This window comes from Chitinophaga sp. HK235 (genome assembly GCF_018255755.1).
Classification (GTDB): domain Bacteria; phylum Bacteroidota; class Bacteroidia; order Chitinophagales; family Chitinophagaceae; genus Chitinophaga.
In genome coordinates, this window is the sequence record NZ_CP073766.1 from 980,908 (window position 1) to 997,866 (window position 16,959).

Genomic DNA, 16,959 nt, shown 5'->3' on the forward strand with positions numbered 1-16,959 from the left:
CTTCAAATCCAGCGGACCTGAAGGCTTTGCCGATAATGCTACACAATCAGGCCTGAAAAAAATTGGCTACCGGTGGCTCTGTCGGACACTTTTCCGCTTTTGAAGGAGTGGTGCAACAGGGATCGCTCTGGGTACAGCGTACAAAAGACGTGGTAAAACCACCCAGCACTTTGTTTTGCTGGTCAGCGTTTAATGGATTTAATTGGTGGATGACCTGTTTCTTTAATACAAGTTTTTTCTTTTTCATACGGGTCGGTTGAGGGTTTATAAATGATGATATTACTACACGCGGCTTATAACGTATCAGCCCAGGAAAAGCGCCTCCAGCAAGTCGCTGTGACATCTCAGCATATCCGGATACTGCTGTATCAACAACAGTACAGCACATCCACTTAATCCATTTAACAAATCGTAATGACCAGAAAATTCATCATTACTTTCAATCCTCTTTTTAAACAAGCGCTCCTTTTTTTGCTCCAGAAGCAGCACAGATTCTCTCAACCAATGACTGGCAGCGATTTTAAAAGCCACTTCCCCTGTACAGTCATACGGTAATAAAAAAAGCAGACCGGCCCCACTCGTTCCGTGACAGACACTGATTTCATTGATACCTGTCTGATCATAAGTCAGCCGCTTTGAAGACTGTATCAGCATGGATAACAAATGTTGTTTTAACGACCCGTTCAAATCCAGCCATTCTGTAACTGTATACAGCGTATATAAAACGCCCAGATCTCCATAACACCAGGCTAAACGGGAGAATGATTTCTGCGGCGTTTTTCCATACTCCGCACATGGAATGGAATGCGGAAAACAGGCTCCGTTCAGCGTTTCCGCTCCATCAGCCTTATTCAGATAAAACCGGATAATACCCCTGGCCATCTGCCGGCATTCCTTTTTTTTGATACCGGCCTGGTAACATTTCCCTAGAAAATATAATATTCCCGCATTGCCATGGGCCAGTCCCATATCATAAATCGCGGTGCTATCGTTGGCACTATAGCGTCTCCATAGCCATTCATTCCCTATCCTTTCCGCCTTTTCGCGAAGATGGTTGATGATACGGCAAACATTTCCCCGCCTTACTTTTCTTCTGAGGAAATAAATACCGATTCCGAGATATCCAAACAACAGATCATATTCTGAACGGGCGAAATAATAATCCAGGGCTTTCGTTAAAAAAACATCAATATCCTTTAACAGCGGATGATAGGATTCATCCAGCATATTTTTTTCACACAAAAAAGCCATCAACCAACCTATGCCTGATAGTCCGGAACAGTGATTAAACTCAATATCATCACTATTTTCAACGACTTTAATAATGTGATCGATATTTTGCCGGATGCTTGAAAACAAAGCAGGATCCATATCGGCAGTGTTGCCTGTCAGGCCTGATAATGATTGAATAAAAACGGCCCCTGCTTCTCCGGTAAACAAAGAGAAATTTTCCAGTGAACATTCAAAGTCACGGTAAAAAGTCTCAACAGTATTTACCATTTCACTGCCGGGCACCATAGCGTATTTTCAGTACAGAGGTGAATGTATTGTTACTTCCAACAACAGACTTACCACAAGCATTCTTTTCATTTGTATTTTTTTATACAAATGAAGCACTTCTGTTGAAGGTGAAATTGTAAAATTGCGAACAAAATTATGACTGGACCTGCAGGGCATTCAAACTTCTGTATATTCCTCCTTCCTTACCGATCAGCTGATGATGCGTGCCTTCTTCCGCCACTTTTCCCTTGTCTATTACGATGATCCTGTCGGCTTCCCGGATGGTGGAAAGCCGGTGAGCGATGATAATACTGGTACGGCCCTGCATGAGATTATTCAATGCGCCCTGTACCAGCTGTTCGGATTCAGCATCCAGCGCAGACGTGGCCTCATCCAGGATAAGGATACGCGGATTTTTCAACAAAGCTCTTGCAATGGCTATCCGTTGCCGTTGTCCGCCTGAAAGCTGTACACCTCTGTCTCCCACCATTGTATCGATACCCTCCGGGAAATACCGGATAAAATCCCAGGCATTAGCCTGTTGAGCTGCAGTAAGGATCTCTTCCTCACTGGCCCCGGGATTGCCATAGGCAATGTTATCCCGGATGGAAGCGGCAAACAGGAACACCTCCTGTGGCACCAGCGCGATCTGACTTCTCAGCTCAGAATAAGATACATGGCGAATGTTACGTCCGCCGAAATAAATATTACCATTCACCGGATCATAAAGTCTCAGCAGTAAGGCAGCAATGGTACTTTTGCCGGCACCACTATGGCCTACCAGCGCCACCTTCTGATTGGCGTCCACTGAAAAGGACACATCATCCAGTACCTGCTGATCAGGCCGTGTTGGATAATTAAAAGAGACGTTCCGGAAAAGGATGGTGCCATCCAGTATATGCTGAGGCACTATGCCTGTAGTATCCGTTAATGACTCCGGTTCTTCGTCCAGGATTTCAAACAGGTGCCTGGTGGCGCCCACGCTCTTCTGCATCTGTGTATATACCTCCGCCAGTTCTGTAACAGACCCACCGATAAATGCAGCATATACCACAAAAGAGATCAGGGCGCCGGCAGAGTTCATTTCGCCGGTAGCCACCAGCAGCGCGCCTTTCCAGATCACGGCTACAATGGCCCCGAAGCCGCAGAGCAACAACATCGAGGTAAATACCCCTTTGAACTTCCCGTTCTTCATACCGATATCAGCACCTTCCATCACTTTCCGGCGATAACGTTTCATCTCAAAAAACTCGTTGGCAAACGCTTTCACGCTCAGTATCCCCTGCAGGGTTTCTTCCAGGATATTGTTGGCCTCCGCCAGCTTCCCCTGCGCATCTCCGGCAAACTTCCGGATATACCTGCCAAACAACAGGCCGATGGCCAGGATCAAAGGGAATACCAGCAATACGAACAATGCCAGTTTCAGCGAAGTTGTCAGCAACAATACAAAGGCTCCCGCAAACGTGATCATGTTACGGATAAACTCAGCCAGTGTAGTGGCAAGGGTTTCCTGCAACAAAGATATGTCAGCAGATATATGGCTGTTCAGTTCCCCGATCTTCCTTCTCATAAAAAAAGACATGGGCAATCTGATCAGATGATTATATACATCCTGTCTTAATGCTGACAATGTCTTTTCGGTAACATTAACGAAAAGGGTTACACGAAAAAAAGACAATATCGCCTGTCCACACAGGACGGCCAGCAAAAGTAATCCTACCCGGTTGATAGCCTCCGGCAGATGATCTTTTGCACCATAATCCACGAGCTGCCCCAGCAGATAAGGGATGGTCAGCCCCGCCAGACTTGACAGGACCAGGAATAACATCCCTGCAGCAAAGGAACCCCAATAAGGCTTTATATAGCCATATAACCTGAACATCTGCCGGGGCTTTGATTTCAACGAAGTGTTTGTCTGCATCGGTTATGATTGAAGATAAATACTGACTGTTTTCGTTTATGCGTGTACTTTTTTAGTGGAAGCGCCGGATGGGATATTCGCAGTAATATGACGCTGCAGGATATCCAGTGCCTGGTCCAGTGTTTCCTGCTCAATGGTCAGTGCAGGCAGTAGTTTGACTACTTTATCATGCCGGCCTACACATTCCACAATCAGTTTATCCTGGAAGCTCTGCTGCGCCACTTTCTTTGCCAATAAAGGATCTTCGAAAGATGAAAGATCGATGCCCCACATCAGGCCCCGGCCTCTGATAACGATACGTTCATCTGCGGCGGCCAGTTCTTCTTTCAGGAAACGTTCTATGTAGGAGGCTTTTTGTTTTACTGCAGCCTCCAGGTCTGTATCCCGTCTGAATTCCAGGGCAGCCTTGGCACCGATGAAAGCCAGCTGGTAACCTCTGAAAGTACCGTTGTGCTCACCTGGCTGCCAGATGTCCAGCTCCGGTTTCAGGAGCAGCATAGCCATTGGAAGTCCGTAGCCACTCAATGATTTGGAGAGCACCACAATATCCGGTACAATGCCTGCCTGTTCAAAAGAGAAGAAGTCACCTGACCTTCCGCAGCCAATCTGTATATCGTCGCAGATAAAGAGTATGTCGTGTTTTTCGCAGATCTGTTTGAGCCCACGCAGCCATTCAGAGGAAGCAACATTCACGCCGCCTTCCGCCTGTACCGTTTCAAGGATAACGGCAGCTGGTTTTTCGATACCTGAATGTGTGTCCTCCAGCATCATTTCAAGATAGGCAAGGCTGTCAAATCCGGCAGGGCCGTTGTTTTCGAAGGGCAGGAAGGTGACATTATGCAGACCAACGCCAGCCACCTGGCGATGGTACTGGTTACTAGTCAGTGCCAGGCTACCCTGTGACAATCCATGATAAGCGCCCATGAAAGCGATCACATTGGAACGTTTGGTATAATTCCTGGCCAGTTTTAATGCAGCCTCAATGGCATTGGTACCGGTAGGTCCGCAGAACTGGAACTTATACTGTAATCCTTTGGGCTTCAGCAGGAGATCATTAAATGTGGTGATAAATTCGCTCTTGGCAACGGTGAACAGATCCAGGCCCTGCATGATGTTATCCTCCGCCATATAGGCCAGCAGCTGCTGTTTGATATATTCATTGTTATGGCCGTAGTTGAGCGCACCCGCTCCCATCAGAAAGTCAATATATGCATCTCCGTTAGCTGCATACAGATGTGATCCTTTTGCTTTGTTAAAGAGGGCCGGAAAACTTCTGGAATAGCTCCTTACATTTGATTCCAATGTTTCAAAAACCTGTGTTGACATATCTGTAGATTGATTTAAGGGTTAAGAATTTATATAATAGGATTAGTGGTCAGGCTGATATCATTCAGATATTTGTTCAGTGTGCCGGCCAGTTTTATTGCATTGTCATTTTTGATCATCGACACGTGATCCCCTGGTACTTCTGCTGCTCTTACTTCCTCTGCAAAGGGTTTCCAGCCCAGCCACTCATCGAAGCCCAGCTGTGACCATTGCTGATCTGCAGCACGTATTACCAGCAACGGAGCATTCACTTTACCCGCAATGGTATAACCAATAGAAGCATTGCTGGTCAACAGGCGGATGGTCCGCTGTGTCAGATCCGGCAGGCCGCTGTGCGCCACATACTGTTGGTGGATGGCATGGAGCATAAAAGCCCGTCTTTCCGCTACCGGCAGTGATGCCAGCCTGGCTTTGAGATCCTGTACCCATTGCGGATAAGGCTTAGTCAGCAGGTGATATTCTTCGAGATACTGCAGCGCATCCCCTACCAGCATGTCCACATCTTCAAAGGATACATGGCGGGCTGCCGGCGCATCCAGTATAATGGCTTGTTCTACCTGCTCATCCACGGCTTCAAGTTGCCTGATCATCTCATACAGCACATATGCGCCAAAAGAATGCGCCATCAGTCTGTAAGGCCCCTCCGGCTGTAAGTCCCTGATACGGCTGATATTCCATGCCGCCAGTGCTTCCACGCTGTCCAGTGGCTGTTCTCCTTCCAGGAGACCGGGCATACTGATACCATACACCGGCCCGGTATCTTCCAGACAGGCTGCTATACCATCGTACCAGTCTACCACGCCATCGCCGCCGGGGATAATGAACAGCGGCCTGTTGGCGGTTTTACCACCCAGCACTACTACATGCTCTCCGCCGGGAAGTGCCGTTGCAGCAACATTTTCGCCATTTGTGCGTCGGTCCAGCAGGCTGGCCTGTGTAGCAATGGTTTTATGTGTCATGAGATCATTCAGCCGTATATCGTAACCAGCTTTTCTGATATGTGAAAGCAAACGTACCGCTGCAAGTGAATGCCCGCCTGTTTCAAAAAAGTTATGATGAATGCCTGGTTGTTTTACTCCCAGTAACTCTTCCCAGATAGCGGCCAGCAATTGTTCAGTAGCTGTCACCGGTGCTACATAGGGCGTACCGGAGAGCAGACTGGATTCTGGTTCCGGCAGGGCTTTGCGGTTTACTTTTCCGTTGGCTGTCAGCGGAATTTCTTTCAGTTCCAGTATGGCAGCGGGTATCATATATTCAGGCAGACGGCTTCTCAGCATCGTCAGCACTTGTTCACGTGTGAAGCCTTCTTTCATGACGAGGTAGGCAGCCAGGTATTTGTTGCCGGTACTGTCTTTACGAGGCATCACGATTCCCTGTACTACCATACCACTTTCCTGTAACACCCGTTCTATTTCACCGGGCTCTGTTCTATAGCCGCGGATCTTTACCTGATCGTCGGTGCGCCCCATGAAGAGAATGTTACCGTCGGGCAGCCAGCGGGCCATGTCGCCGGTTTTATATATTCTGGCGTCGGGGTCAGCGCTGAAAGGGTCCTGTATAAATTTCTCTGCAGTCAGCTCCCACTGATTCCAGTAACCTCTTGCTACTCCGGCTCCCCCGATCCATAGTTCGCCGCCTACACCCGATGGTACCAGGTTTCCGGCCTTATCGGTGATATAGGCTACCGCTCCGGCCATGGGCGTACCTATAGGTATACCTGTACCGGTACTGTGTACCCCTGTTTTGTACATACACTTACCGATCGTTGTCTCCGTAGGTCCGTAATGGTTATATACCTGGATCCCAGGGCTAAAGCCCTGGGCAATATTAGCCTGTATCATGGTCAGGATATCCTGCTGAAGGGCTTCGCCCCCGAAGATGAGCAGCTTTTCCGGCAACAGCAGCCTGCCTCCGGTGCTCAATGCTTTCCAGTGGGAAGGCACTATTTTCAGACAGTCGATGCTGTTAGCCTGGAAATATTCCTGTAGCAGCTCTGCATCGGTAATCCTTTCGGCAGAAATGATATGCAACACCGCGCCGGCAGCCAGAGCCCCAAAGAGCACGGTATTGCCCAGGTCTGTGGCGATAGTGGGTACCAGTGCAAACGAACGGCATGCTTCTGAGTTGCTCCGCTGATGAAGACCATACAGATAGTCTGATAGCTGAGCATGTTCTATCATGACCCCTTTGGGCCTTCCGGTAGAACCGGATGTATAGATCACATAAGCCAGATGATCTGCATGACTATCATCGGCTACCACGGCTGTTTCTGCAAGGGCACTGATCTCCTGCCAGTCCTCACGGAGATCTATACACGTAGTAATATTATTCAGCTGTAGTCCAGGCTGCAGATGACGGTCTGCCAGCACAATCCTGCTGCTGGTATCTTCCAGTATCCAGGCAATTCTGTCTTCCGGGAAAGCAGGATCAATCGGCACATAAGCGCCGCCGGCCTTGAGGATGCCGAGTATCGCTACCATCATCTCTAGGCTGCGTTCCATACATATCGGCACCAGCTTGTCGTGTCCTATTCCTTTCTTTTTGAGGAACTGCGCCAGTATGCCTGCACGCTCATCCAGTTCCCTGTAGGTCAGTTGCCGGCCTTCATATACTACAGCCGGTGCATCCGGGTGTTTAGCCACCTGGTCGATGAACTGAGCGATAATTGTTTTGCTGTTTCCGCCGGTAAGGTGGGCGGATTGTCTGCAGAACTGATGCAACAGTGTCTGCTCTTCTTCTGGCGCCAGCATATAAAGTGCACCTACTTCCTGGGAAGGCAGCGTAACGGCAGACCATAACAACTGTTCGAAATGTTTGGCCATACGCTCAATGGTGGCCGGCGCAAAGAGATCACTGCAATAAACGATATTCAGATCAATGCCTTCCTCTGATGTAGACCACATAAAATTGAGGTCGAACTTGGAAGCGGTATATTCCAGTTGTCCGGGTGATACCTGCAGATTGCCCAGCCGGAATTCGCCCTCCGCTGCATCTTCAGATACAAACATGGCCTGGAACAAAGGACTTCTGCTCATATCACGGTCTTTCACCACCAGCTCCACTACTTTTTCGAATGGAAGGTACTGGTGTTCGTAACTCTCCAGCAGTGTGGCTTTCACCTGTTTCAGTAGTGAGGTAAAGGACAGATTCCCATTCACTTCACTTCTCAGGGCAAACGTATTGACAAAAAAGCCGATGAGATTTTCGGTTTCCTTTTGCTGCCTGCCTGCGGCCACTGTGCCTACACAGATATCTTCCTGTCCACTGTAGCGGTACAGCAGCACTTTATAAGCCGCCAGCAGGGTCATATACAGCGTTACGCCTTCACTGGTGCTAAGTTGTTGTAATTTGGCTGTCAGCAGCGGATCTATGCGGAGTGGAAAGATAGCACCGGCATTACTTTGCAGCAGCGGACGTTCATAGTCTGTTTGCAGCTGCAGTGGCTCTGTGCCGGAGAGTTTTTCCGTCCAGTAGGTTTGTTGTGACTGCAGGAAATCCCCTGTCACATTGGCCCGCTGCCAGACCGCAAAATCTGCGTATTGCAATGGCAGGGCTGGTAAAGAGAATGGAGCTGCAGCCACAGCCTGTTCATACAGAGCACTAAGCTCTTGTACCAATATGCCGGCAGACCAGCCATCAGAGGCAATGTGGTGCATCACCAACACCAGCATGGTTTCTTCCTCTCCTATAACAGCCACGCCTGCACGCAGCAGGTAATCTGCCGACAGGTCGAATGGCCGATTGATAAAGGTATTAATATTTTCATCCAGGTTATGGAGGTCAATATCTTGCAGTGTCCACTGTTCATGTCCTCTGATCACCTGATAAGGAATGCCCTCTTCAGCGATGATGGAAGTCCTCAGCACTTCATGGCGTTCAATGATAGCCCGCAGTGATTGTTCCAATGCCTCCCGGTGTAATTGTCCTTTCAAGCGGAGTACAGAAGGCATATGATAGTGCAGGCTTCCTTCCAGCTGATCGATAAACCACAAACGTTCCTGGCTATACGACAAGGGTATCCGTTGCGGGCGCTGGGAGGCTGTGACTGGCGGGAGCTTTGCATGGTGCCCTTTCTCGCGGAGATGATCCGCCAGCGTTGTGATGGTAGGAAAGTCAAATATAGTTTTGACGGACAACTCTGCCCCTATCTCATCCCGGATGGCGGCCACCAACCTGATAGCCAACAGAGAGTGGCCACCCAGATCAAAGAAATTATCGTAAATACCGATGGGCTCCTGCTTCAGCAGCCGCTGCCAGATGGGCACCAGCTTTTCTTCCGTTTGATTACGGGGAGGGGCATACGAAGTATCCGTTTGATCACTGGCGCTGGGGACTACTAGTTTTTTCTTATCGATCTTACCGTTGGCAGTCAGCGGCAGCTGGTCTATCTCTACCAGTGTGCCCGGCACCATATAGGAAGGCACCTGTTCCCGCAAGGAGTCCAATATTGCTTCTCTGTCAAATTCCTCCTGCGGTACAATCCAGGCCACCAGGTTTTTCTGTCCGTAATCATCAGCAATGGCCAGTACTACGCATTGTTTTACCAGTGGGCATTTTTGCAGGGCTGCTTCCACCTCTCCCAGCTCTATACGGTATCCGCGGACCTTTACCTGATCATCTGCCCGGGTGATATATTCTATATTGCCATCCGGAAGCCGGCGCGCAATATCACCGGTACGGTATAATTTTTCCAGTGGATTGTCACTGAAAGGATGAGCGATAAATTTTTCTGCCGTCAGTTCGGGCCGATTGAAATAACCTCTGGCAACACCGGCACCACCGACATACAGTTCTCCGGTAACACCTACCGGAACCGGCTGCAGCCGGCTATTCAGCACATAGGCAGTACGGTTATTGAGGGGTACTCCTATCGGAACATTATCGTACAACGGATTTCCATTGATAAGATAACTGAGAGAGAAGGTGGTGTTCTCAGTTGGTCCATAGCCATTGCTGATAGCGATATGTGGGTAATGATGATGGAATTTTTTCACATGTTGTGAAGACAATTTTTCTCCACCCACCAGTATATGCTTCAAGCCCTCAAATACAGTGATATCAACGTCCACCAAGTGATTGAACCAGGCGGCCGTCATAAATAGCTTGGTCACCCTGCCATTTATCAGCGTCTTTCTGAGTACAGCAATATCCACCAGGTTATTATCTTCACTCAGTACCAGCCGGCCTCCATTGAGCAGCGCTCCCCAGTATTCAAAAGTAGTGGCATCAAAGGCCAGCGATCCTGCCGACAGTATTGCATCTTCGGGTTTGAAATCAATATAACCGGCATCATATACGAGGGTGATGATGTTGCGGTGTGTCACCAGCACCCCTTTGGGTTTTCCGGTAGATCCGGAAGTGTACATGATATATGCCAGCTGGTCAGGATGTATAGATACTTCCGGCAACATTGTTTCAGCGGCGGTCAGTACCGGCAGATCTTCTTTACAGATGATTTCCGGGATCACAGCTAGCTCCGCTTTCATCTTGTCCCTGAAAGCCGCATCTGTGATGATGATACGGTTACCGGCATCTTCCAGCATAAAACGAATACGCTCCCACGGATATGCCGGATCAATGGGCACATAAGCACCACCCGCTTTCAGAATGGCCAGGATCACTATCATCATCTCGAGGCTGCGGTCCATACAAACCGGCACCAGTGTTTCGTTTGTTACGCCTTTTTTATGCAGGTAATGCGCCAGCTTTCCTGACTGCTCATCCAGTGATTGGTAGGTAAGCTGTCGGGAGCCACAGATGGCAGCTATCGCGTCCGGGCATTGCTGCACCTGGCTGCTAAACAGCCCGCTTATATTTTCATGCTCCGGATAAGGCGTAGATGTTTGGTTTACTTCATACACCAGATGCGTATACTCTTGTTCCGTCAGCAGAGACAGCTCCCCGATTTCGCTGTAACGGGATGAGATCATCTGCAGCAGCACCTGCCGGAGATGGCTTTCCAGCTGTGTAACATAAGCATCGTCCAGGATGGCCGCATTGTATTTGAAAAGTACCTGTATCTGTGCACCTGCACCCACAATAACACTCAGCGGGTAATTGGAGTGTTCTTTGATCTCCACATTATCTACCCGGAATGCTCCCGGTGCGATGGCTTCGTCTTCTGCATGCGGATAGTTTTCGAATACAAAGATGCTGTCAAACATATCCCCGCTGATGCCTGTCCATTGCTGGATGGTATTCAGTGACAGGTAGCCATGTTCGCGGCATTGTATCTGTCCCTGTTGCAGTTGTTTCAGCCACTCCACAATAGCTGTTTCTGCAGTAAGGGTTGTAAACAGCGGTAAGGTATTGATGTACATACCAGCACGCTTTTCGACCCCTGGCAGCTGTTCCGGCCTGCCAGACACGATAACCCCATATGTAATGGCATCCTGGCCGGTATAACTATGTAACAGGTACGCCCATACGCCTTGTATCAGTGTATTGATCGTAAGTCCGTGTGCTCTCGCAAATACTTCAGCCTGGCGGCTGTTTTCTTCGTCGAGCGTAAGCAATCGTTCATGATAATGACCAATGCCCTTTGTACGGTCCGCGTTTGCCTGGATGAATGGCAACAGTGTTCCTTCTTCAATGCCGCTCATATATTGCCGCCAGTGCTGCTCTGCAGCGCTGGCATCCTGTGATGAGATAAAGCGGATATAATCTTCAAACACATCTGTTGTCGTATCCTCCACTGTTTTACCTGCGGCCAGTTGTTTATAGTACTGCATGAATTCTTCCATCAGTACCGAGATAGACCATCCATCCAGCAGGATATGATGAAAGGTCCAGACCATTAAATAATTACTTTCACCGGTCTGCAACAATGCAATACGCATCAGCGGCGGTGTTTTGAAATCAATTCCCTTTGCCTTGTCTTCCGCCAGGAATGCATCTATCGCGGCCTGTTGCACAGCAGCATCCGGATGACGAAGGTCCTGTATAGTGAAAGGCAGCGTCACTTCGTTATATACACATTGTACCGGTATCTCCAGCAGTTTATGTTCGAAGCCTGTACGCAGAATGGTATGCTTCTCCATCAACAGCTGCCAGGTCTGTTTCAGCAGTTCAGGGTCAGCGTTAAATACATAGCTGGAAACCTGCTCCAGATATGCAGAAGTCTGCCCGTCATACAACCCGTGAAACAGCATCCCTTCCTGCAGGGGGCTTAGGCGGTACATGGAATCAATATTGCTGGCCCTCTTCTTTACCTCAGGCTGCGAAGCGGTCTTCAGGAAACTGATCAGCTCCTGTTTGTTAGCCTTGATAAATCCTATTACTTCTGTATCTTTCCTGATAGCTGCTATCTGTTCATCAGTAAGCCGGCTTTTATCACCTTTCAGGATCAGTTTTTCTCCTTCCACAGTCAGCGAGAAATGTGACTGTTGAAGCCTGTCAACAAACGCTTTAATGGTCATTTTTACAATTTTAAAAGCTAAGTATATCTTCGGACTGGTCTTCTTCGCTATTCAGGAACCGGTCCATTTTCTCAAAGGTCACTTCACCAGAAAGCCCATAATCTGCGGGTGTAAACACCTGTCCCTGTTTTCCCTGTTTCACGCAGTGATTGATCAATTCCTGCAGATGGCTGATGTAAACGGCGCCGAGTGACTGTACGGTGGCATCTTCAAAGTGACGGCTGCTATAACTCCAGTGGCATGACAGCACACCGTCCTGTATCATACTGTTGATGGAGATGAGATCTCTTACCGGGAAATTTCCACCGACTTCCTTCCCTGTATATTCTTCTGCTGCTGACAACAGTCCTTCTTCGCTGTTCATATTATCAAACTGGCCCAGGTAGTTAAAAAGAATGTTCCATGGTAACATGCCTTGCAATGCAGGCTCCCGGCGGACATAACGCAGTAGGCCAAAGCCCATTCCTTTGTCGGGCACCTGCCGGAGCTGTTCCTTTATGCTGACGATCAGCGCGGCTTTATCCGTTGTTCCGGTCATATCGAGCAACAGCGGATACATAGAAGTAAACCATCCTGTAGTACGGCTGATATCTGTCCCGGGGGCCAGGTTTTCCCTTCCATGTCCTTCAAGGCCGATGGCTATCTGTTGATAACCTGTCCAGTCGTGGAGTGTAAGTGCCAGTGCAGACAACAAAATATCATTGATCTCTGTATTATAAGCCTGTGGTACTTCCTGCAGTAAACGACGGGTGACCGTTTCATCGAGGTACAGACTGAAGGAAGTGGTCTCCTTTGTAAGTGCAGCTGTGCCTTCATAACGGTCTGCAGGCAATGGGCGGGCCATTTTCATCACCCGCTCCCAGTAAGGCTGCTGGGCCAGCAGTGCGGGACTCTGGCTATATTGTTCCAAGGCAGTATACCACTGACGATATGAATTGGTTTTGTCCGCCAGGTTATCGTTCATGCCTTTCAAGAGCTGTTCAAGATCTTCAAGCAGAATACGCCAGGATACGCCGTCAATAGCAAGATGGTGAACAGCCATGAAGAGGCGGTTGTGTGAAGCCGTTTCCGGTGTGATGATATGTAATATGCTGAGCAGTTTTCCGGCGGTAATATCCAGGGATTGTTGCCCCTGAGCACAGGCATCACTGATGCGGGCTGACAGCTCTTTTTCTGAAACAGCTGTCAGATCAATCGTTTCAGGCGCACCCGTTGTTTCGCCATATACCTGTTGCCATCCGTTTTCATTTTTTGAATACGAGAAACGAAGTGCATCATGATGCAGTATAAGCTGTTCCACTGCGCGCGACACCTCTGCTGAACTGAGTTGTTTGTTTATGTGAAACAACATGCTTTGATTAAAATGACTGAGGTCAGCCACCTCAGTGGGTCCTTCTTCAAAGAACCACTGTTGTATAGGGAGAAGTCCTGCAGGACCTTTTAGTGTGCCCTGTTCGCTGGCCACCAAAAATGTTGCACCGCGATGTGTGGCCAGTGCAGCTAATTGTGCGACGGTCTGATGCAGAAACACATCTTTGGGTTGCAACTCACATCCGGCGCGGCGCGCACGGCTTACCAACTGAATACTGATAATAGAATCACCTCCCAGCCGGAAGAAATTATCGTGAATACCAATATTGTCTTTTCCTAACAGTTCCTGCCATATGGCCACGAGTGCGGTTTCTGTAGCATTACGGGGTGCCACGTATTCCTGCGATGAGGCTTGTTCTTCCATCCGGGGTTCAGGCAGGGCGCGGCGATCTACCTTACCGTTGGCTGTCAGCGGGATAACAGTCATCTCTACATACCAGGCTGGTACCATATAGGCCGGTAGATGATCTTTCAGATATTCAGCGATGGCTGTTTCATCAAAAGTATCTGTAGGCACGATATAAGCGACCAACTGCTTATTACCACGTGAATCGGGAGTAGCTGTAACCACCGCCTGATCGGCCAGGCCGCTCTGCAACAATACATTCTCTATTTCCCCCAGCTCGATGCGGTGCCCGCGGATCTTTACCTGATCGTCTTTTCTTCCCAGGAACTCGATGTTACCGTCGGGCAGCCAGCGTGCCAGGTCGCCGCTTTTATACATGCGGCCATCGATACCTGCGAGGTCTGTAACAAATCTTTCAGTTGTCAGTTGCGTTCTTCTGAAATAACCACGGGCCACTTGTACGCCGCCGATATACATCTCACCCGGAACGCCTACCGGCACAGGGTTTCCGTTATCATCCAGGATATGGATAATGACGTTATCGATCGGTTTTCCGATCACCACCCTGCCGTTCTCTTTTACAGGCTGATCAGTAAGGCTGGCGCATACTGTATTTTCCGTAGGGCCGTAAGCGTTAATAAGTCGTATACCCTTGGATTGTATCCAGGTGGCCACTTCATTGCTAAGTGCTTCACCCGCAGAGACAACAGTTTTGAGAGAGACAGGAATATAATCTTTAATCGCGTGCAGATAGGAAGGCAGCAGTGTGGCTGCTTCCACGCCTGTATGATCGAGGAAAGCGCAGAATTTCTCAGCGGAAAGAATATCTTCGGTTTCTGGTATCACCAGGCATCCGCCACTCAACAACGTATTAAAAATTTCATAGCAGGAGGCATCAAAGCCGAAAGAAGCAAATTGCAACGACTTCATGGCTGGCTGCAATCTTAATGCTGCCGCCTGTGAGGTGGCAAGATTTACAACGCCACCATGCGCTACCAACACCCCTTTAGGTGTTCCGGTAGATCCTGAGGTGTATATCATATAGGCAAGATGATGCGGCTTCAGGTCAGTACAGGCCACAACACCGGGTTGCCCCCTGAGAACAGCCAGGTCGTCTATGCAGATGAGCTGGCCAGCTTCGGGCATCAGTTGCTGCAATGGTTCCAGGTAATCGGTAGTAGTAAGATATAAAGACGCACCTATATCATCCAGCATGAACCTTACCCGTTCAGCCGGATATTGTGTATCGATGGGCACATAGGCACCTCCGGCTTTCAACACAGCCATGATACCAACAATCATATTGATACCCCGGCCAGTATATAAAGGTACCAGCGTATCTTCCTTAACACCCTGGCTGCGCAGGTAATTGGCCAGTTTTCCCGCAACGTCATCCAGCTCACGGTAAGTGAGCACATCGCCTTTATACCATACTGCAGCTGCATCAGGTGCATATTTCACCCAGGTATCAAAGGCATCGGGAATTGTTTTGCCGGCTGCATCTCTATTCACCGGCCTGTTAAAGCCATACAATACCTTTTGCTCTTCTTCCTGCGTGAGTAACTTCAGTAGGCCAGCCGTCTCTCCGGGTGCTTCCACCACAGCCTGCAGCAGCTGCTCATAGTGGCCTGCCATGCGGGTGATGGTTTCTTCCATAAAGAGGTCTGTACAGTATTCCACATCCAGGATAAGTCCGGACGGCGTTTCATCCAGTACAAATGACAGGTCGAACTTAGCGCTGGTATGTGCAGCTTCACCGACAGACAATACCATATCCCCGAGTTTCACGTCTTCTGTCTCCGGGGTATTCTGCAGGGAAAACATCACCTGAAACAATGGTGTCCTATCCAGTTCCCTTTCCGTGACAACGGCATCCACCACTTTTTCAAACGGCGTGTCCTGGTGCTGATAAGCCTGTAGCAATGTTTCTTTCAGCTGTTGTAGAAAACCGCGGAAAGAAAGTGTACTCTCCACGTTGCTGCGTATCGCCAGTGTATTGATGAAGTAACCAACCATAGGCTCCGTTTCACGCAATTTCCTGCCGGCAACGGGAATGCCTACACAGATATCTTCCTGTCTGCTATACCGATATAACAAAACCTTAAATACCGCCAGCAGCGTCATAAACAGGGTTACCCCTTCACGCTGGCTGAGCTGCTTCAGTGCTGCCGTGAGTGTGGCATTGAGGCTGAACCCTGCCAGGGCTCCCCTGGTGCTTTGCAGTGCCGGTCTTGTATTGTCAAGCGGCAGTTCCAGGGCGGTAACGCCGGAGAGTTGTTTTTTCCAATATTCCAGCTGACCGGCCAGTACTTTCCCTGTAAGATGATTACGCTGCCACACTGCATAGTCAGCATAGCGGAAAGGCAGCTCCGGCAGTTGTGGTACCCGTTTCTCCACCCGGGCACCATATAGCTCAGCAAGCTCCGAAATGATAATTGACTCAGACCATCCATCAGAAGATATGTGATGGGTGACAATTACCAGTGTATGCACCTCCGGGACAGAAGTGATAAGCGCCGCACGCAGCATATAATCAGCAGAGAGATCGAAAGGCTTTTGCACAAAGGCATCTGTTTCTGCTATATTGATATCAGCCAGCTGCCAGGCTGCTGCATCCAGTGTGTGCTGCCAGGCTACGTCATCATCGGCCGACCATTGTATCACCGTTCTCAATGCCTCATGACGCCCAACGATGTCACGCAAGGCTGCCTCCATGCTGTCCCGGTCAAGATGGCCCTTCATGTGCACCACAGACGGAATATGATAATGCGCGCTGCCCTCCAGTTTGTCTACCAACCATAATCGTTCCTGGCTGAAAGAGAGCGGAATGCGCTCCCCGCCGGATATCCGCTGCAGTCCCTGCTCTTTCACTGAGCTGTTCAGCGGACCATTATCTTTCAGATATTGCAGCAGGGCACCTTTGTTGTTTTTCAGGGTATCCCAGAAATCATCGTCCACATCTTCATCTTCATCCATTTCAATCACCAGCTGATTATCTTCCAGTAATATCTCCACCCTCAGTGCTGCTGCTTTTTCCAGCAATGCTGTTATGTCTGTCATTTCCGAGGTTTTCATAT

Annotated in this window: 6 protein-coding genes; all 6 read right to left on the reverse strand. The window is 49.1% G+C overall.

Annotated elements, in window-relative coordinates:
* Positions 1-46: 46 nt before the first annotated feature.
* The 6 genes from KD145_RS03355 to KD145_RS03380 all read right to left on the reverse strand — a co-directional run bounded on the left by KD145_RS03355 (position 47) and on the right by KD145_RS03380 (position 16,942).
* Positions 47-247 carry a hypothetical protein gene (locus tag KD145_RS03355; protein WP_212004496.1) on the reverse strand — a complete coding sequence of 67 codons (201 nt, stop codon included), beginning with the start codon at positions 245-247 and terminating at the stop codon, positions 47-49.
* A gap of 56 nt (positions 248-303) precedes the next feature.
* A complete protein-coding gene (locus tag KD145_RS03360; RefSeq protein WP_212004497.1) occupies positions 304-1,500 on the reverse strand; it encodes a lanthionine synthetase LanC family protein in 1,197 nt (398 codons plus the stop codon).
* Positions 1,501-1,654: 154 nt separating this feature from the next.
* On the reverse strand, positions 1,655-3,382 hold the full coding sequence (locus KD145_RS03365; protein WP_249219727.1) for an ABC transporter ATP-binding protein: 1,728 nt from the start codon (positions 3,380-3,382) through the stop codon (positions 1,655-1,657).
* A 75-nt stretch (positions 3,383-3,457) separates the two neighbouring features.
* On the reverse strand, positions 3,458-4,747 hold the full coding sequence (ectB, locus tag KD145_RS03370) for a diaminobutyrate--2-oxoglutarate transaminase (protein ID WP_212004499.1): 1,290 nt from the start codon (positions 4,745-4,747) through the stop codon (positions 3,458-3,460).
* Positions 4,748-4,776: 29 nt separating this feature from the next.
* Positions 4,777-12,165: a non-ribosomal peptide synthetase gene (locus KD145_RS03375; RefSeq protein WP_212004500.1), complete on the reverse strand. Its 7,389-nt coding sequence runs from the start codon at positions 12,163-12,165 to the stop codon at positions 4,777-4,779.
* A gap of 10 nt (positions 12,166-12,175) precedes the next feature.
* Positions 12,176-16,942: a non-ribosomal peptide synthetase gene (locus KD145_RS03380; RefSeq protein WP_212004501.1), complete on the reverse strand. Its 4,767-nt coding sequence runs from the start codon at positions 16,940-16,942 to the stop codon at positions 12,176-12,178.
* Between the last annotated feature and the right edge of the window lie 17 nt (positions 16,943-16,959).

What these genes read in the sequence shown, in the direction of transcription:
- KD145_RS03355 (WP_212004496.1), bottom strand. Translation starts at nt 247, where the DNA reads ATGAAAAAGAAAAAACTTGTATTAAAGAAACAGGTCATCCACCAATTA.
- KD145_RS03360 (WP_212004497.1), bottom strand. Translation starts at nt 1,500, where the DNA reads ATGGTAAATACTGTTGAGACTTTTTACCGTGACTTTGAATGTTCACTG.
- KD145_RS03365 (WP_249219727.1), bottom strand. Translation starts at nt 3,382, where the DNA reads ATGTTCAGGTTATATGGCTATATAAAGCCTTATTGGGGTTCCTTTGCT.
- ectB (WP_212004499.1), bottom strand. Translation starts at nt 4,747, where the DNA reads ATGTCAACACAGGTTTTTGAAACATTGGAATCAAATGTAAGGAGCTAT.
- KD145_RS03375 (WP_212004500.1), bottom strand. Translation starts at nt 12,165, where the DNA reads ATGACCATTAAAGCGTTTGTTGACAGGCTTCAACAGTCACATTTCTCG.
- KD145_RS03380 (WP_212004501.1), bottom strand. Translation starts at nt 16,942, where the DNA reads ATGACAGACATAACAGCATTGCTGGAAAAAGCAGCAGCACTGAGGGTG.